This is a genomic window from Leptospira fletcheri, assembly GCF_004769195.1.
GTDB classification, from domain to species: Bacteria; Spirochaetota; Leptospiria; order Leptospirales; family Leptospiraceae; genus Leptospira_B; species Leptospira_B fletcheri.
Genome location: NZ_RQET01000008.1, coordinates 225,031 through 242,090 on the forward strand (window position 1 = coordinate 225,031; position 17,060 = coordinate 242,090).

The 17,060-nt window shown below is 49.5% G+C and carries 16 protein-coding genes; 2 read left to right on the forward strand and 14 right to left on the reverse strand.

Going from position 1 to position 17,060, the window contains the following annotated elements; translation table 11 throughout:
* The first annotated feature begins 60 nt into the window (after positions 1 to 60).
* Complete coding sequence (locus EHO60_RS11895) at positions 61 to 549, forward strand: hypothetical protein (RefSeq protein ID WP_135768405.1); 489 nt, start codon at positions 61 to 63, stop codon at positions 547 to 549.
* A complete protein-coding gene (locus EHO60_RS11900; protein WP_135768406.1) occupies positions 530 to 1,024 on the forward strand; it encodes a hypothetical protein in 495 nt (164 codons plus the stop codon). The genes EHO60_RS11895 and EHO60_RS11900 overlap by 20 nt, the downstream gene beginning before the upstream one ends.
* Before the next feature lie 13 nt (positions 1,025 to 1,037).
* Here the strand turns inward: EHO60_RS11900 and EHO60_RS11905 are convergent, their stop codons facing one another.
* The 14 genes from EHO60_RS11905 to rpsB all read right to left on the reverse strand — a co-directional run bounded on the left by EHO60_RS11905 (position 1,038) and on the right by rpsB (position 17,053).
* The gene (locus tag EHO60_RS11905) at positions 1,038 to 1,508 is read right to left on the reverse strand and encodes a tetratricopeptide repeat protein (protein WP_135768407.1); all 471 of its coding nucleotides are present in this window, start codon (positions 1,506 to 1,508) and stop codon (positions 1,038 to 1,040) included.
* Positions 1,509 to 1,554: 46 nt separating this feature from the next.
* A complete protein-coding gene (gene dxs / locus EHO60_RS11910) occupies positions 1,555 to 3,468 on the reverse strand; it encodes a 1-deoxy-D-xylulose-5-phosphate synthase (RefSeq protein ID WP_135768408.1) in 1,914 nt (637 codons plus the stop codon).
* A gap of 22 nt (positions 3,469 to 3,490) precedes the next feature.
* A complete protein-coding gene (locus tag EHO60_RS11915) occupies positions 3,491 to 5,818 on the reverse strand; it encodes an adenylate/guanylate cyclase domain-containing protein (protein ID WP_135768409.1) in 2,328 nt (775 codons plus the stop codon).
* Between the two features lie 139 nt (positions 5,819 to 5,957).
* Positions 5,958 to 6,770 (reverse strand): tryptophan synthase subunit alpha, encoded by an 813-nt coding sequence (gene trpA / locus EHO60_RS11920; protein ID WP_135768410.1) that lies wholly within the window; start codon positions 6,768 to 6,770, stop codon positions 5,958 to 5,960.
* A complete protein-coding gene (gene trpB / locus EHO60_RS11925; RefSeq protein WP_135768411.1) occupies positions 6,767 to 7,981 on the reverse strand; it encodes a tryptophan synthase subunit beta in 1,215 nt (404 codons plus the stop codon). The genes trpA and trpB overlap by 4 nt, the downstream gene beginning before the upstream one ends.
* 20 nt (positions 7,982 to 8,001) lie before the next feature.
* Entirely contained in the window at positions 8,002 to 9,738 is a 1,737-nt protein-coding gene (locus tag EHO60_RS11930) for a proline--tRNA ligase (protein ID WP_135768412.1), read from the reverse strand.
* A 6-nt stretch (positions 9,739 to 9,744) separates the two neighbouring features.
* Entirely contained in the window at positions 9,745 to 11,430 is a 1,686-nt protein-coding gene (locus EHO60_RS11935; RefSeq protein ID WP_135768413.1) for a site-2 protease family protein, read from the reverse strand.
* On the reverse strand, positions 11,424 to 12,593 hold the full coding sequence (dxr, locus tag EHO60_RS11940; RefSeq protein ID WP_135768414.1) for a 1-deoxy-D-xylulose-5-phosphate reductoisomerase: 1,170 nt from the start codon (positions 12,591 to 12,593) through the stop codon (positions 11,424 to 11,426). Before dxr ends, EHO60_RS11935 begins: the two co-directional genes overlap by 7 nt.
* Positions 12,594 to 12,600: 7 nt before the next feature.
* Positions 12,601 to 13,515, reverse strand: coding sequence for a phosphatidate cytidylyltransferase (locus EHO60_RS11945; protein WP_135768415.1), 915 nt, complete (start codon positions 13,513 to 13,515; stop codon positions 12,601 to 12,603).
* Complete coding sequence (locus tag EHO60_RS11950) at positions 13,508 to 14,233, reverse strand: isoprenyl transferase (RefSeq protein ID WP_135768416.1); 726 nt, start codon at positions 14,231 to 14,233, stop codon at positions 13,508 to 13,510. Before EHO60_RS11950 ends, EHO60_RS11945 begins: the two co-directional genes overlap by 8 nt.
* A 1-nt stretch (position 14,234) precedes the next feature.
* Positions 14,235 to 14,789, reverse strand: a complete 555-nt coding sequence (frr, locus tag EHO60_RS11955) for a ribosome recycling factor (protein ID WP_135768417.1) — start codon at positions 14,787 to 14,789, stop codon at positions 14,235 to 14,237.
* Entirely contained in the window at positions 14,779 to 15,531 is a 753-nt protein-coding gene (gene pyrH, locus EHO60_RS11960; RefSeq protein ID WP_135768418.1) for a UMP kinase, read from the reverse strand. Before pyrH ends, frr begins: the two co-directional genes overlap by 11 nt.
* 3 nt (positions 15,532 to 15,534) lie before the next feature.
* The gene (gene tsf / locus EHO60_RS11965) at positions 15,535 to 16,134 is read right to left on the reverse strand and encodes a translation elongation factor Ts (protein ID WP_135768419.1); all 600 of its coding nucleotides are present in this window, start codon (positions 16,132 to 16,134) and stop codon (positions 15,535 to 15,537) included.
* A gap of 13 nt (positions 16,135 to 16,147) precedes the next feature.
* On the reverse strand, positions 16,148 to 17,053 hold the full coding sequence (gene rpsB, locus EHO60_RS11970; RefSeq protein WP_135768420.1) for a 30S ribosomal protein S2: 906 nt from the start codon (positions 17,051 to 17,053) through the stop codon (positions 16,148 to 16,150).
* Between the last annotated feature and the right edge of the window lie 7 nt (positions 17,054 to 17,060).

Genomic DNA, 17,060 nt, shown 5'->3' on the forward strand with positions numbered 1-17,060 from the left:
TTTTTGGTCTCTCCAAAAAGGCTTGTCCTCCACGGGGCACTTTTCTGAATGGAAACAAGAATGAAACCGTCGGAAAAATGGAAAAGGGAATATTCCGGAACACCGACGTTAGTTCGGTTCGCACGATTCCTACTCTTATTCTGCGTCCTTTCCTCCTGCCAATCCGTCGAATTCGTCCCGGATGTCGCGTATCGCGAAGATTTGATTCGGACCCACAAACAGTCCTGGCAAGAGATCGAAATATTAAAGCAAGCTCCCCGCAATAAAAGTTACGAGGTGTTCGGTCGTATCCTGCTTCGGAATTTCGGAGACGGAAAAGTGGAAAAATACTATTTCGACAAGATCAAAAAGGAGCTTTTCGACAGGGGAATGGATGGGATGTTTTATTCCGGAAAGGGATTGGTTCCGGTTCCTGCCACGGTTTTCATGAGCGGGACCTCCGCAGGCTATTCCACAAACGTAGTGGAACTTCCGCAATCCGCAAAAGTATTGGAAGGTATCGCGTTTCGGTACAAGGAATCCGACGGGGATGGCAAAACGTCTAGATAGCGAAATCAAAGTAGTTTCCAACGGAGATTGGATTTTTCGAGGAATGAAAATAGAACACCGGGAAGTTCTAGCGTACTTCCGAAAAAATCTAAAGGAAGGGCCCGACGGAGTGTATATCGACAACCGTTACGGGGATTTATCCGAAAACGGTTATCTACTTTTGGAAGGCTACCCTCTGAATCTGATCCGAGTGGGAGAAGAGAACGGCGAACTCCTTTTTTTCAGCGACGCGGGAGAAGAATGGAAACTCTCCGAATTGGATCTGATAGCGGATCGGGAAGGAACGCTCATCGCGAAAAGAAAGGGAAACAGACTCTTAAAATACAGGATCGCCAGAAACGTGGCCGCCGATTTGTCCCGTTTTTTGGAAGAGACCGATCAGGGTCTCGTATTGCGTACGAAAACCGCCACCATCCAATTGCCCGAGACGGAAGAAGGTCCGGAAGTTCCCCTTCCGCCCGAGTTTAGGAGTTAGGAGTCGACGAGTCTTAAATTCCGGTATTCAATTCTTCGCGAAGACGTTTCGCTTCCTCGAAATCCGGTTTTATTACGATAGCCTTATGGAGATACTGGAGAGATCTCTCCGGTCGATTCCAAATCTTGTATAGAGTCGCCAGGTTAAAGAGAGAGATATGCGGAGCGTCGTTTAAAATACAACGCAACGATTTCTTTAGCCAATAAACCGATTCCCGTTCCCTGCCCATTCTGAGTAGAAGGATACCGATCTCGTTGCAAGGATTTCCGTATTCCGAATTGATCTCCACCGATCGGTAAAAATAATACAAACCTCTCTGCCAGTTAGCCCTTTGATTTTCGATCAAACCTAAAAAGAAATAGGCCTCGTGATCTTCCTTATGTTCTAAAAACGATTTTAACAGGAATTCGGACCGATCAATGTCTCCGGCTTTGTAAAAGAATTTTGCGGCTTCAAGCGCATCATTAGGCGTCAGGTTTTCCAAATATCTACCCGTTTTTCTTTTATTTTCGGACGCCTGACTCGGGAGCTTAATTGCGTTTTCCGTGGACGGCCTCTTTCCCGACGATCTGAAGCAGACTGCGGGCAATTCCGTTTCCGTCCAATCCGTATTGCAATAGGATCTCTTTTCTTTCTCCATGATGGATGGGCTCGGAGGGAAAGCCGAAGGTTTTTAAGAATCGTCCTAGACATTCCGGAGAAATCCGATTCAACAAGTATCCCGACGCCCCTCCGTCGATATAACTTTCGTCCAAGATCGCAAAATGACCTACTTTAGATAGTTCTTCGTCCAGCGCTTCTTTGCCCAAAGGTCTCAGCCAAACCAAGTCGATGAGAGTAACGGATAGCCCTTCTCCCTCCAAAATCGCCGCAGCTTTTTTGGCCTCCTCCAATAGGGAGCCTACGGACAATAGGGCGATATCCGTTCCGCGCTGCAATACCCGAAAGGTTCCAGGCTTCAAATCCGCAGAAGAGGAAAAATTCAAATCTGAGGTATCTACGCTCGCTTTCGGAAACCGGATCGCGATCGGCGACTTGTCGTAGGTTTCCATAAACCTTAATGAATCCACGAGATCCTGGCCGGAAGAAGGAACGAATACGTCCATATTCGGTAAGGAAAGCAGATAAGAAAGATCGAAAAGACCTTGGTGAGTCTCTCCGTCGGGTCCCACACAACCGGCGCGGTCAATTACAAACCTCACAGGAAGGTTCATCAGGGAAACGTCCTCGACGAGTTGGTCCATGGCCCTGGTTAAAAACGTGGAATAAATGCACATGTACGGAACGATATCCCCGTTCGTCATCGCTCCGGCAAAAGCGACGGAGTGTTGCTCCGCGATCCCTACGTCGAATACATGGTCCGGAAATCGATTCACATATTCCCCTAGACCGGATCCCTCGATCATGGCCGGAGTGATCGCGGCGATTTTCGGATTCTTTTCGGTAAGTTGCGTGAGAACTTTTCCGACGATCTTCGAGTAGGAAATCTTGGAATCGTCCCCCGATTCCATCGCGCCGTCCTCCTTGCGGAAAGGGGTGACGCCGTGGTATTTGATCGGATCCTTTTCCGCAGGGACGTAGCCTTTTCCTTTTTGGGTGATCACGTGAAATAGGATGGGGCCCTTCATGCTTTTGATCTTTTTAAGCATGGTCACAAGACGGATCACATCGTGGCCGTCTTCCGGGCCGATATAGACGAATCCTAAATCCTCGAATAATCCTCCGGGTGTGAATACGTCCTTGAAACCTTTTTCTACGCGCCTAAAGAAACTTTCCATTGCAGGCCCCACGATGGGGAGCCATTTTAGAAAAGTATAAAATATCCTTTTCCAATTCAGATAAAAATGCGAACTGATGATATTGTTCAGATAATTCGAAATGGATCCTACGTTCTTGGAGATGGACATATAATTGTCGTTCAAAACGACGATCAGGTCCTTTTTCAAATGTCCCGCGTGGTTCATGGCTTCCAGCGCCATCCCGGTCGCAATGGAAGCGTCCCCGATAATCCCGACCACGTTGTAGGATTTTCCGGTAAGGTCCCGTGCTACGGCCTCCCCTAACGCCTGGGAGATGGACGTTCCCGCGTGCCCAGTATTATAGAGATCGTAAATCGATTCCTCTCTTTTCGGGAACCCGGAAAGTCCTTTGAACTTACGGACCGTGGAAAGTTTCTCTTTTCTTCCGGTAAGGATTTTATGAGGATAAGTCTGGTGACCCACGTCCCAGATCAACCGGTCGGTGGGGGTATCGAACACGTAATGCAATGCGACGGTCAGCTCCACGACGCCTAGATTGCTCGCAAAGTGACCGCCTACTCCGGACAAAGTGTCTATGATGTAATTTCTAACCTCGGCACAAAGTCGAGGCAACTCCTCCGGAGGCAATTTTCTAAGGTCCGCGGGAATACGGATACCTTCGAGATTGGATTGTTCTTGTTGCATGAATTCCGTCGTTTAACGGTCATCAGGACTGCTCCGCTCCGGAAAGGGGTCTGCGTAACAATTTGAGATCCTCTTCGTTCACCAGATCGATCAGTTCGTAGATCCGTACAGGTTTCGTTTTTCCCTTAACCTTTACCAAATCCAACTCCCTGGCGATTACACGGTCCTTGACCTTTTCATATGTATATTCTGAGATGATGATATTGGTCGCGTATTCCTTGTTGGACCCTTCCAGGCGTGAACCTAGATTGATCGTATCCCCCATGCAGGTATAGTCCATACGGTGGGAACTCCCCATATTTCCTACGACCGCCGGCCCGGAATTCAATCCGATCCCTATATCCATCACGGGAAGATCCCGGCTTTTCCACTCTTCCTTCAAGACCGCCAACCTACGCATCTGAGCGATGGAAGCGGCACAAGCGTAGTACGCGTGGTCCTCTAAAGGAACCGGAGCCCCCCAGAATGCCATAATCGCATCACCCATGTATTTATCAATCGTTCCCTTGAATTCGATAATGATCTCCGTCATTTCGGACAAATACTGGTTCAAGAATTGAACAAGTTCTTCCGGACCCATCTTTTCCGACATAGTGGTGAATCCGCGAATATCGGAAAAGAAGATGGTAATGTCCCGTTTCGAACCGCCTAGATTCAGATTATCCGGATTTTTCAGGAGTTCGTCCACCACATCTTTGGAAACGAATTTCGAGAAGGTGCTCCGGATGTATTTTACGTTCTCTTCCTCCGTTAGGATCTTATAACCTATAATCCCCACGAAAATGAACAACTGCTCCAATATCACCGAAGGAAAAATATGAACGATATTGAATTCGGTAAAATTCACCAGAGCGATGACGCTATAAACCAACGCCAAGGCGATGATGAACAAAAATCCCCACGAGGTCCTGAGTCTCGGAAGCACCAGCCCGACCAGCAATGCCATCCCGAAATAGATCAGGAAACTTCCCCATTCGGGGATCTCCAGTAGGAAATCCTGATTCAGGATCGTATTGATCGCGTGTGCGTGGTGTTCGATCCCCGACATGTCTCCGAACGGAGACAAGTGGGTATCTTTAGCGGCTCCCCTTCCGGTCGCATAATACATTGCGACCAGGAATATATTGTTCTCCACCTGTGCCGCGGCCTCTTCGTCCCACATCTGCACCACTTCGAAAAGCTCCGTGTTCCGGAAAGAGAACAAGCCCCCCGCAAAGTTGATTTCCATCTGACCGTATGCGTCGATCGGAATCGTCACTTCCCGCGTGGAATTCGGTTTTGCCATGATGTCATTCGTTTCCCGCTTCATCGTCTTAAAGTCGAAGTTCGTGATGGTCTTTTGCGGGATGTTCTTAATCTTAATGTATTTTCCCATCACGACTTCCGTATCTTTCTGAACGTCGACCCCATAGTATTTACAGGCGATGATCAGGTCTATGGAAGGGTAATACTCCGTTTCCTTAAACGGACCCGAGTTGACCAATTTGGCGACCAGAGGCATGCGCCTGTTCAACCCGCTTTCATCTTTCTTAATATTCGCAAATCCTAAACCGGCAGATCTGGATCCGACCGGTTCGATGGGAGGCTGGGGAAATTTCAGCCAGGGTTGCCCGACATCGTCCGGATCGGTTACGTTTTGTAACTTGAATTTGCTTAAAACCTCGATCCTCTTTTCCAGATTGATGATCGCTTCTTTGGACTCGAGGCTGGTCTCCATAGGATAGTCGAACATCACCCTAGGATTTCCGTCTAAAGCCTTGGCCATCTCCTCCGTCTGTCCCGGCTTGTAGTCGACGAAGAAAATATCGAACATCAGCAAGTTGGAGGTTTTCTTGAATTTATCTATGATATTTGCGTAATTCTTCCAAGGGAGAGGCCAAACCCCTTCCAATTTCTCCAAAGTATTGGTCGTGATTCCGATGATCTGGATGTCGCGACGAGCTCCGGGAGGGGGTTGGTATTTTATGTATTCGATCGTACCCGCATCGGATTCCTTCTCGCTTTTCGTAATTCCGCCTCTTGCCAGGTTGAATCTCCACGAAACGGAGGATTCCTCCAAGTCTGCAAACGGAGTAAACACCACATATAGATCGAATACCAAAAACGAAACGATAAGAGCTAGCCAGAGACTCCCGATGGCTTGCTTATCTTTAACGATTTTTTCCAGAAACTTATAAAAGAAATAAGCGGAGGAAAACAGAAGGGCCGCTCCCCCGAGAAGCACATTGAGGGCAAAAGGGGAATTCGATAGGAAGGCGTAATATAGATGGGCCAGAATCCCGATCGCCGTCAAGGATCCGAATACCAGATCCAAAATCGACGGTTTAAAGGGGGACTTAGATTCGCTCATTCTTTCCTCCGAGTGGAAACTGGAAGGATTTTGACCTCGGATCCTGATTCGTCAATTTTCTTCCAGTTCTTTGGAAAGAAAATATCGACGAAGTCCCGTTCGGATCGAAAGAAAACGGGGAAAAAATAACTCCTCGATTTTAGGAAACCGCTTCTCGCCCTCTCAAAGAGGAGGATACGGACGCGGAAAATTCGCGTAATTTTTCCACGCAGGTTTCCCGATTTCTTCCGTTTTCCTCGATGATCCTCTGGACCGCGGAACCGATGATGATTCCGTCCGCATATTCCGAAATCCGGGCGGCCTGCTCGGAGGTGGAGATTCCGAATCCCGCGCAGACAGGAAGAGAGAAGGTTTTTTTGGTAAGACGAATCCGTTCTTCCAACCCCTCGGAAACCGATTTTCTTTCCCCCGTTACCCCGTAAGAGGTTACGTAATAAACGAAGCCGGAAGCGAAATGCCGGATTCCTTTCATCCTCTCCGGTTTCGTTGCAGGAGTCACTAAATGGATCAGGTCGATTCCCCTTTTTTTGAGGGATTGAAACAATTCTTCGGATTCGATGGCGTCGTACGGAAGATCCGGAATGATCAGGCCTTGGATTCCGGAGGTTTTGGCTTTTTCGGCAAAGGTTTCGAAGCCGTAACGATAAATCGGATTGAAGTACGTTAAATACACGAGGGGCACGTGAGGGTGCTTGGAATAGATTTTTGCGGTCGTATCCAGAATTTGGTCCATCGAAAACGGATGGGCCAATGCTCTCTGAAACGCTTTTTGGATCACGGGACCATCCGCTACAGGGTCGGAAAACGGAATGCCGAGTTCCAAAATCCCTGCTCCGCCCCGGATCAAGGCATCCGCCCAATCCACACAAGATTCGTAATCCGGATCTCCCAAAGAAATGTAAGGGATGAATACGCTGGCTTTTTCGGAAAATACACTTTGGATCGCGCTCAAAGGATCTCTCCTTTTAGGATTCCGGTCAGGCGGGCGACTTCCGCTACGTCTTTATCGCCTCTTCCGGACAGACAGATCAAAATGTCCTTTTTCTTACCGAGGTCTTTTGCCAGATCTCTAGCGAAGCGGAAGGCGTGGGCCGTTTCCAGAGCGGGAATGATGCCCTCCACTCTGCAGACTTCCAGAAAGGCGTCTAACGCGTTTTCGTCGGAAACGCTTTCATAGGATACTCTGCCGGTTTCGTGAAGATACGCGTGCTCCGGCCCTACTCCGGGATAATCCAATCCCGCGGAAACGGAATGGGCGGGAAGAACTTGTCCGTTCTCGTCCTGTATCACGAGAGTCTTGGTTCCGTGCAAGAATCCGGTTTTACCGAAAAGCATGGTTGCGGAATGCTCTCCGGGAGAAGTTCCCCTCCCCCCCGCTTCCACGCCGTACAACTTCACTTTTTTGTCCTTTAAGAATTCGTAAAATATTCCGATCGCGTTCGATCCGCCTCCGACACAGGCTACGACCGCATCCGGCAATTTGTCTTCGGCCTTACGGAATTGTTTTTTGGATTCCACTCCGATAATCGCCTGGAAATCGCGGACGATCATCGGAAACGGATGCGGGCCGATCGCGGAGCCCACGATATAATGAGTGTGATCCACATTTAAGGCCCAGTCGCGCATGGCTTCGGAAGTAGCATCCTTTAACGTCGCGGTTCCTGCGGAGACCCCGACCACTTTCGCGCCCAGCATCTGCATCCGGATTTCGTTCAGTTTTTGACGCCTGAGATCCTCTTCCCCCATATACACCACGGTATCGAAGCCGAACAAAGCTCCTACCGTGGCGGTCGCTACTCCGTGTTGTCCGGCTCCCGTTTCCGCAATCACGCGTCTTTTTCCCATGGACTTCGCGATCAGTCCCTGGCCGATCGCGTTATTGATCTTGTGAGCTCCCGTATGATTCAGGTCTTCCCGCTTGAGCCAGATCCTGGCTCCGCCCCAAGCCTTGGTTAGATTTTCCGCATAGGTAAGAGGAGAAGGTCTTCCTATGTAATTTCTACGGTAATACTCCAATTCCTTTTCGAATTTTTTGCTCTTCTTAAGACGTCGGTATGCGGTTTCCAATTCGTCCAAGGCACGGGTCAGAATCTCCGGAGCATATCTTCCCCCGAATTCTCCGTAGTACCCTTCTTTTCCGGTAAAGCCTCGATCTTTTGCCATCTTTCTTTCCTGGGAAGAGATCACTCTCCCGACAAATCCTGAACCAATTCCTGGCGCAAACGTTCCACTCGGGAAATCAAATCGTCAAAACCGCTAAAAGGGAAAATCTCCTCTCGGTCCCTTTTTCGATCATAAAGGGAAATCTCTCCCGTTTCGAAGAATTTTTTGCCTACGGTGACCCGGATCGGAAAGCCGATCAATTCGGAATCCTTGAACTTAAATCCCGGCCCTAGATCTCGATCGTCCCAAAACACTTCGAAACCTTCGTCGCATAACGCGTCGTAAAATTCCTTGGACTTTGCTTCCTGCTCGGGACCCTTTCCTAAGGTCACGAGCGCCACTTCGTACGGGGCTATGCTGATCGGCCAATGGATCCCCTTTTCGTCGTTGCATTGCTCGATCACCGTCGCCATGGTTCTGTTCACTCCGATCCCATAACAACCCATGGTAAGCGTCCGAGCTTTTCCTTGTTGGTCGAGAACCTGGATTTGAAAGGCTTTGGCGTATTTGTCTCCGAGTTTGAAGATATGTCCGACTTCGATTCCTTTTTCCGCCTTCAGAGGAGTTCCGCAATCCGGGCAAGGATCTCCCTCTCGAGTCAAGGCCACGTCCAGGACTTCGGCACCGGAAGCCATTTCCTTTTCCGGAACGTAACCTACGATATGTGCATCCTCTTTTCCCGCGCCCACTACATAGGCTTCGTCCTTCCGGATCGAAGCGTCTAAAATCGTGCGAAACGGAGCCTTGGCATCGGAAGGCCCGATGTACCCGGGCACCAATCCGGCTCCGCGAAGCTCGGTTTCCGGTACCATTTCCAGGTCCGCCCATTTCAAGGCTGTCTTCAATTTGTTTTCGTTCAGCTCCAAATCTCCGCGTAGAAAAACCAGTACGGATTCCTTTCCGTTCTTGAGTGCCACCGTTTTGATCGTATCCTCCGGGCTGACTGATAGGAGTTCCGCCACTTCCTGGATGCTTTTCTTTCCCGGAGTGGGGACTTCCTTTTTCTCCTTGGGTCCTTTGGTATGGAAATCTTTGGGGAGAACGAATGGAGTTTTTTCGCTATTCGAATTATAACCGCAGTTTCCGCAGAGTAGGAGAGTTTCCTCTCCGATGGGAGAAACCACCATGAATTCCTCGGAAGCGGAGCCTCCCATAGAACCGGAATCGGCTTGGACGGGAATCGTTTTCAACCCGCAACGTTGGAAGATCTTCCGATATGCCGTCCTCATATCCTGGTAGGTCGAATCCAAGGATGCGTCGTCCAAATGAAAAGAATATGCATCTTTCATAATAAACTCTCGGGAACGTATCACGCCGAACCTAGGCCGGATCTCGTCCCGGAATTTCGTATGGATCTGGTAGACGTTGACAGGCAGATCCTTATAGGATTTTAATAAAGGTTTGAGTAGATAGGAAAAGGATTCCTCGTGCGTCGGCCCTAAGGCGTACCATTGGTCGTGCCTGTCCTTGACCCGGAACATCTCGGGTCCCATGGCGGACCAACGCCCCGATTGTTCCCAGAACTCGGAGGGAGTCAGAATCGGAAGTTCGAATTCCAGCGCACCCGTGGCGTCCATTTCTTGGCGCACGATATTCTCTATCTTCTTTAACACCCTAAGCCCCATAGGGAGGAAGAAGTAGAAACCCGAACCGGATTTGCGGACCAATCCCGCGCGAATCATCAGTCGGTGGGAAGCGACGACCGCGTCCGATGGATTTTCTTTTTCTGTAGGTAAAATATATTTTGATGCTCTCATGCCGGCCTAACGGAAGAAATCGTAGTAGCTGACATAGAACCCGAGACCTAGGAGAAAGAAGAATCCGATCCTTAGAATCCCTTCCATCACTCGTTGGGGCAAGGGTCTACCGGCCACCGCTTCGTATGCGAAGAAAACGATATGTCCACCGTCGGCTACGGGAATCGGAAGTAAATTCATAATCATCAAAGCGATCGAAATCTTAGCTACGAATTCCCAATAATCCAAGAGACCATTGCCCATAAAATACTGCGATGCCTTAAAGAGACCCACCGGACCGGAGAGGCTGTCCTTCACCTTGATCAGGCCGGAGAAAAGCATCCCCAAACCTCTCAGATTGTCGGAGATCATTTTGACGGTGTCCTTTCCGGATTGAACGAAGGCTTCCGTAAAGGAAAGCTTTCGGTCCATTCGCTCTTCGCTGACGTACATGGTCGCACGGAAACCGAGTAGGCCGATATTCCTTAAATTCAAAGTAGCGTCCCAGGCTTCTCCTTTGATCTGCAACCGAACTCTTTCTCCGGATCGTGTCCGAACCTCATCCAGAAAATCCTCGAAATTCTCGAAGGTTTTTCCGTCCAATTTCAGGTTCCGCAGTTTCAACTTCACTTCCGGATCGTAGCTCAATAGATTCCGAGAAGAGGGAGAGAGTTCCGGATACTTCGCATCCTTCAAATTCTTGAACTCTACCACGAATGCGGGAAGGACAGGCATTTCCACTTGGACTTTTTCCCGGGACCAGGGATTGAGCAGAGGGTATTTCTTGCGGTCGATTTCCAAGCGGACCTTTTCTTTCTGGAATTTGCCGAGGGTCTCCTGCAATTGAGGAACGGTATGCACTTCTATACCGTTCACGGAAAGAATCCTGTCCCCATCGTTCAGATAGTCCAGGGCTCTTGCCTGAAGGATTTTCTGGCGTTCCTTTGCCTCCATCAGAGCGGTTTGTTCCGCGGGGAGTTCGTTCCCTACGGCGATGCGTTCCATCCTTTCCCTTTGGTATCGTTCCGCTTCCTTGTTCTTATCCAATTTGGAGGAAAGCCAATGAACCATACGGTCGCTTACGTCGAATTCCGCCTCGACCCAGCGTTCCCCTGCGAATTCGATTCCTAAATAGGAATCCGGAACCGTAACTTCGAATTTCTTTCCTTCCCTTTCTACGGAGAGAGATACCTGCTTTCCTTTGGAGAGCCCGAGTTCCGAAACCAATTCGTATTTCGTTTCCGTAGGGATTCCGTTCACGGCCAAAATCCGGTCTCCCGATCTCAATCCTGCCTGGTACCCTGGGGAAAATTCGTTATAAGCGGGTTCGAGATAAATCCGATTTCCGGAAGGATTGTGACCGTAGAGATATAGGCCGAACACGATCAGGAATCCCAGGATCAGATTGAAGAGCGGCCCCCCGATCACCGGAATCATTCTCTTGAGCGGAGGAGTGGAAAGGAACTCCCCTTTTTCTCCCTTTACGTTGCTTCCGTATTCGTCCCCTTTGAAAAGTACGTATCCTCCGATCGGAATCCCTGTGATTTGGAAAGTGGTTTCTCCGATTTGCTTCTTCCAAATTCCTCTTCCGTAGCCGATGGAAAATACCCTTGCTTTCACTCCCACGAGCCATCCCATCACTAAGTGCCCGAGTTCATGGATAAAGATGCAAAGCGCCAGCATAAACACTGCGCCAAAAATGAGAGTCAGCACGATTGCGATACCTTTCCTTTTCGCGAATTCAAAACAAAATTTCGGGTCCTCGAATCCGCTTCCTGAAAGCCCTCCAAATCCGTCGGATGGGAAATCGGAATGCTCTCCAGCGCTTCACGGATCCTTTCGGGGATCTGAGTGAATCGGATTTCACCTTTTAAAAACAATTCCACCGAGACCTCGTTTGCCGCGTTGAAAATCGACGGAGCCGTTCCGCCCGCGATTCCAGCTTCGTACGCGAGCGCAAGTCCCGGATAGCGTTCCGGATCCACTTCCAAGAATTCCAAGTTTCCCCAGGAAGTACTGGGATGAGGGCGAAGCGTTTTAGGAACGATTTCCGGAAAGAAGAGGGAATGCGCTACCGGAAAAACCATATCAGGATAGGAAGAATAGACCAAACTGGCCCCGTCTTTGGTTTCCACGATTCCGTGCGCGACGCTTTGAGGGTGGATCACGACTCCGATTTTTTCATAAGAAAAACCGAATAGATAATGCGCCTCTATGACTTCCAAGCCCTTGTTGATCATTCCCGCAGAATCGATCGTAATCTTCGGCCCCATGTTCCAGGTAGGATGTCGGAGCGCCTGCTCTACGGTCACGTTCGGAAGTTCCGAAATCGGGAGTTTCCGGAACGGTCCGCCGGAAGCGGTCAAGACGATCCGTTCCACGGAGTCCCGATTCGTATTTCGAAGAAGCTGGAACAACGCGTTGTGTTCGGAATCCACGGGAACGAGATACGCTTCGGAAGTTTTTAATAATTCGTTAATATACGGGCCGCAGGTTACGAGAGTTTCCTTGTTTGCGATTCCTATTTTTTTTCCGGCTCGGATCGCCTCTACGGTAGGAGCGACACCGCTCGCCCCTACGACGGCGGTCACCACCGTTTCCACTTCAGGATCTCTGACGAGCTGGCAAAGAGAATCCGAACCGTATAGAATTTCCGTCCTATCCTGCCTGTTCCCTAAAATCTTGCGATCGACCGAATCCGAGGAAATGCATAGGAATTCAGGTTGGAACTCCTTCAAAATCGCTTCCGCTTTTCCCAGATTGGAATGTACGCTGCAGGACCTAAGTTGGAATTCTTCCGGAAAGGTCCGGATCACCTTAAGCGTGGATTCTCCCACGGAACCGGAAGCCCCGAGGATACAGACGTTCCTGGCCATATAGGAATTAGACTGGGAAGCCTAATGCTCCTTTGATCTGAAGATAAAAATAGAGCATAGGAACCGTAAGAAGTAACGCGTCCGCCCTGTCCAGAACGCCTCCGTGTCCCGGAATCAGATTGCCCGAATCCTTGACTTTCGCGTCCCGCTTCATCGCGGATTCCAAAAGATCTCCGACGACTCCGACCACGGAAAGGATGAGGGAAACCAAAAGAACCTCGGCACCGCCGATCGGGGGAGAATTCCCGGTATTCTTTTCCCAGAGGAAGTTCAATAAGAATACGGAGCCGGCGGCGACTACGATCCCGGAAGCGTATCCTTCCCAGGTTTTCTTAGGAGAAATCGCCAATCCTGCGGGATTCCGACCGAACCAGCGTCCGCCGAAGTAGCCTCCCACGTCCGTCAAAAACGTCGCGACGGAAACCAGGAAAATATAATAAATTCCCTCGTTCATCCCGAGCAAAAGAAGCAGGTGTCCCAGAGGAATCGAAGCGTAAAAGACTCCCAACACGGTGGAACTGACCGAGAAAATGGCGCCGTCCAAAGGTCTGCGAAGGATCTGCAAGGTAAAACTACATAAGAAAAGTAGAATAAAGGAGAAAGTGACCGCGTCGAAAGGCGGTACGAAGAATTTGAAATTCCTTTGGAAGAAGGAAGGAACTTCGAATTTATTCTGAGCCGCCATAAATCTGAAATAGAACAAAAGCAGGATGAGTAAAAAGAAAAAGATCCCCGTTCCCTTAAAAGGCCTTCCGTCCTGCCCTCTATCGGACAATCTGTAAAATTCGGTAAGACCGATCACGCCCGCGATCGCTAGAATGAACAGGGTTTGAAGATAGTAAAAATCCCTGTAGAAAATCATGAAAAGATAAACAACAACCAGTACGGCGGCGGAAAGGATCCGTTTCGGCGTTTCACTCATTTTCTAAACCCCCAAATTTCCGAGTTCTTCCCGCAAACCAATCCAAAGCGGATTCCAAACTTTTACGATCGAACTCCGGCCAAAGAGTATCGCAAAAAAAGAGTTCAGCATACGCGGATTGCCATAGGAGAAAGTTCGATAATCGCTGCTCTCCCGCGGTTCTGATCAGTAAATCTACGGGGGGAAGGGAGTACGTATACAAATATTTTTCGAGTTCCTTTGCGGAGACCGGCTTCCCCCTGCCGATTCTTTTTTTCTGGCGGTCCTCCAAGAGCTTTCCGAACGCGGAAAGTAATTCCTCCTGAGAGCCGTAATTCAGGCAGAAGTTTACGGTGAGGTTACGATTTTTCCGGGTGACTTCTATGGCCTTGTCTATCTTGGACAACACTTTTGCGGAAAGTCTCTTTCTGGAACCGGAATGCAGGATTCGGATTCCTTTTTCCGCGATCGGTTCTAAGCGGGATTCGATGTATTCCACCAGAAGATCGAAGATGGATCGGATCTCAGTGATCGGACGCCTCCAGTTTTCCGTAGAAAACGCGTATAAGGAAACGTTTTCCAATCCGATGGAAAGGCTCGCGTCCATGAGACGGTCGATCGCATCGGCGCCCGCCCTATGTCCTTGGGAGCGGGGAAGTCCCTTTGCGGTCGCCCACCTGCCGTTTCCGTCCATGATAACCGCTACGTGGCGGGGAAGTTTTGGCCGTACAGGAACCACTTTAAATCGTAGTGATTTCCTTCTCCTTATCTGCAGTGACAGCGGAGATCTTATCTATATAAGAATCGGTGACTTTCTGGACTTGGTCCTGGAAGGACTTGAGCTCATCCTGGGAAATTCCTTCAGAATGACGCTTTAGATCCTCAAGGGCATCCCGGCGGATGTTCCGGACGGCAACCTTCTTTTCCTCGGACTTGGATTTCACCACTTTCGCGAGTTCCTTCCGTCTTTCTCCCGTCAACTCAGGGATGACGATCCGGATCACCATTCCGTCATTGGTCGGCTGGAGTCCCAAACCGGAGGCTTGGATCCCTTTTTCTATATCCTTGATGATTCCCTTATCGTAGGGGGAAACCACGAGAAGCCTGGGTTCCGGAACGGAGATGTTTCCCAACTGATTGATCGGCGTAGGAGTTCCGTAGTACTCCACTTTCAGGTCCTCGATCAACGCGGGATTTGCACGTCCCGTGCGGATTCCGGCAAAATCCTTTCGGAGGAGTTCCACCGTTTTGTCCATTTTGGACTTCATTGAGTTTAAGATTTCGTCATTCGCCATCGATCCGTATATCCTCCGAGTTGGAAATCAGGGTACCGATTTCCTTTCCGACGACCAGATCTTTTAAATTGCCCCGCTTGAAAATGTCAAATACGATAATGGGCATATTGTTTTCCATACACAAACTTAACGCAGTGGAATCCATCACCTGTAGGCGCCGTTTGATCGACTCCATAAAAGAAACCCGACTGTAGCGTTTTGCAGTCGGGTCTTTTTTCGGGTCCGCCTCGTATACCCCATCCACCTTTGTGGCCTTTAGGATCAGTTCGCATCCCACTTCCACCGCACGAAGGCTAGCTGCGGTATCCGTAGTGAAATACGGATTTCCGATCCCCCCGGCAAAAATGACGATCCGTTTCTTTTCCAGGTGACGGACCGCTCTCCTGCGAATATAACTTTCGGCTACGGAATGGATATCTATCGCGGATTGTACTCTCGTGTAGAGTCCCTTTTTTTCACAGGCATCTTGGAGAGCCAACGCGTTTTGGATGGTAGCTAACATTCCCATATAGTCGGCGGTGGCTCGGTCGATTCCTCCGACCTTTACCAGATTCGCGCCCCGAATCAGGTTGCCTCCCCCTACAACGATGGCGATTTCCACGCCCAGGGATTGGATTTCCTTGACTTCCTCGGCTAAAGAATGCGTTTTTTTACTGTCGATTCCGAATTCACCCTCTCCGGCAAGCGCCTCGCCGGAGAGTTTGATCAGGACACGTTTGTACTTTGCCGTTTCCTGAGCCAAAATTTACAGGCCGCCTACCTGGTAACGGGTAAAGCGGGCTACGGTGATGTTTTCGCCGAACTTCGCGATGGACTCCTTCACCAGGTCGTCGACCGTCTTGGAATTGTCCTTGATAAAGGCTTGGTTCAAAAGACAGATTTCGGAAAAATATTTCTTAATCTTACCCGGAACGATTTTATCAATCTGCTCGGACTTTTTCCCCTCTTCCTTGAGTTGGGCTTCGATCATTTTCTTTTCACGATCGATTTCCTCTGCAGGCACCTGGTCTTCGCTTACATATAAGGGAGACATGGCCGCAATCTGAAGGCAGAGCTCTTTGCCCAAAGCCTCGAAGGATTCGTTTCTCGCGACGAAGTCCGTTTCCGAGTTGAGCTCGAGCAAAACTCCGATCTTGCCATCTCCGTGGATATAGGAAACGGTGCGGCCTTCCTTAGTTACGCGACCGGCCTTTTTAGCGGCCTTCGCGATTCCTTTTTCCCGGAGCCAATCGGCGGACTTATCCAAGTCGTTATTATTTTCTACAAGGGCCTTCTTGCAGTCCATGAGCCCCGCTCCGGTGCGGTCGCGGAGTTCCTTGATCAGGTCTGTGGTAGATGCTGACAATTTCTACTCCTCCTTATTCGTTCTTGTCGATTTCGATCGTAGCAGCTGCCGCTGCGGAAGAAGATTCGGGAGCCGGCGCAGGCGCAGCAGCAGGAGAAGATTCCTCGGATTTTTTACCTTTTTCGGGATCTTCGTCCATGATGAACTTACCGCTCTCGTCGTATTCCCCCTGGTATTCCAGAGCCAAAGCTTCGGAATCCAAGTCTTCGCTGAATCTAGGTTGTTCAACGACTCCACCGGTCCCTTCGATCACCGCGTTGGACATCGTCTCCAGGAAGAGAGAAATGGCGCGAATCGCGTCGTCGTTACCGGGAATCGGATAATCGATCAGTTCCGGATCACAGTTGGTATCCACAACGGCGAATATTTTCAAACCGAGTTTGCGAGCTTCTTTGACCGCGATTTCCTCTTTTTTAGGATCGATCACGAATAGAATGTCCGGAATGGAAACCATGTCCTTGATTCCGCCCAAGGTTTTGCGTAATTTTTCGGATTCCCGACGGAGAGAAAGGATCTCTTTCTTGGTTTTCACTTCCTTTTCGAAAGTGTTTTCGGATTCCATCGCTTCCAATTTTTTCAATCTCGCAATGGATTTCTTAACCGTATTCCAGTTCGTCAACAGACCACCCGGCCAACGGTTATTAATGTAATACATATTGGAGCGGATCGCTTCTCTTTCGATGGCACCGCGCGCTTGCTTCTTGGTTCCGACAAATAGGACTTTTTTCCCGTCGCTGGTCAGACGCTTTAACGCGTCGTATGCTTCCTTCGCTTTTTGTACGGTCTTTTGAAGATCGATGATATGAATCCCGTTCCTCGCAGTGAAGACGTAGGGAGCCATTTTCGGATTCCATTTCCGGGTCTGGTGCCCGAAGTGAACTCCGGTTTCCAGAAGGTTTTTCATGGAAATTACTGACATGAGTTGT

Excerpts from the sequence above, each read along its gene's own strand:
- EHO60_RS11895 (WP_135768405.1), top strand. The coding sequence starts at position 61 with ATGAAACCGTCGGAAAAATGGAAAAGGGAATATTCCGGAACACCGACG.
- EHO60_RS11900 (WP_135768406.1), top strand. The coding sequence starts at position 530 with ATGGCAAAACGTCTAGATAGCGAAATCAAAGTAGTTTCCAACGGAGAT.
- dxs (WP_135768408.1), bottom strand. The coding sequence starts at position 3,468 with ATGCAACAAGAACAATCCAATCTCGAAGGTATCCGTATTCCCGCGGAC.
- EHO60_RS11915 (WP_135768409.1), bottom strand. The coding sequence starts at position 5,818 with ATGAGCGAATCTAAGTCCCCCTTTAAACCGTCGATTTTGGATCTGGTA.
- trpB (WP_135768411.1), bottom strand. The coding sequence starts at position 7,981 with ATGGCAAAAGATCGAGGCTTTACCGGAAAAGAAGGGTACTACGGAGAA.
- EHO60_RS11930 (WP_135768412.1), bottom strand. The coding sequence starts at position 9,738 with ATGAGAGCATCAAAATATATTTTACCTACAGAAAAAGAAAATCCATCG.
- dxr (WP_135768414.1), bottom strand. The coding sequence starts at position 12,593 with ATGGCCAGGAACGTCTGTATCCTCGGGGCTTCCGGTTCCGTGGGAGAA.
- EHO60_RS11945 (WP_135768415.1), bottom strand. The coding sequence starts at position 13,515 with ATGAGTGAAACGCCGAAACGGATCCTTTCCGCCGCCGTACTGGTTGTT.
- frr (WP_135768417.1), bottom strand. The coding sequence starts at position 14,789 with ATGGCGAATGACGAAATCTTAAACTCAATGAAGTCCAAAATGGACAAA.
- rpsB (WP_135768420.1), bottom strand. The coding sequence starts at position 17,053 with ATGTCAGTAATTTCCATGAAAAACCTTCTGGAAACCGGAGTTCACTTC.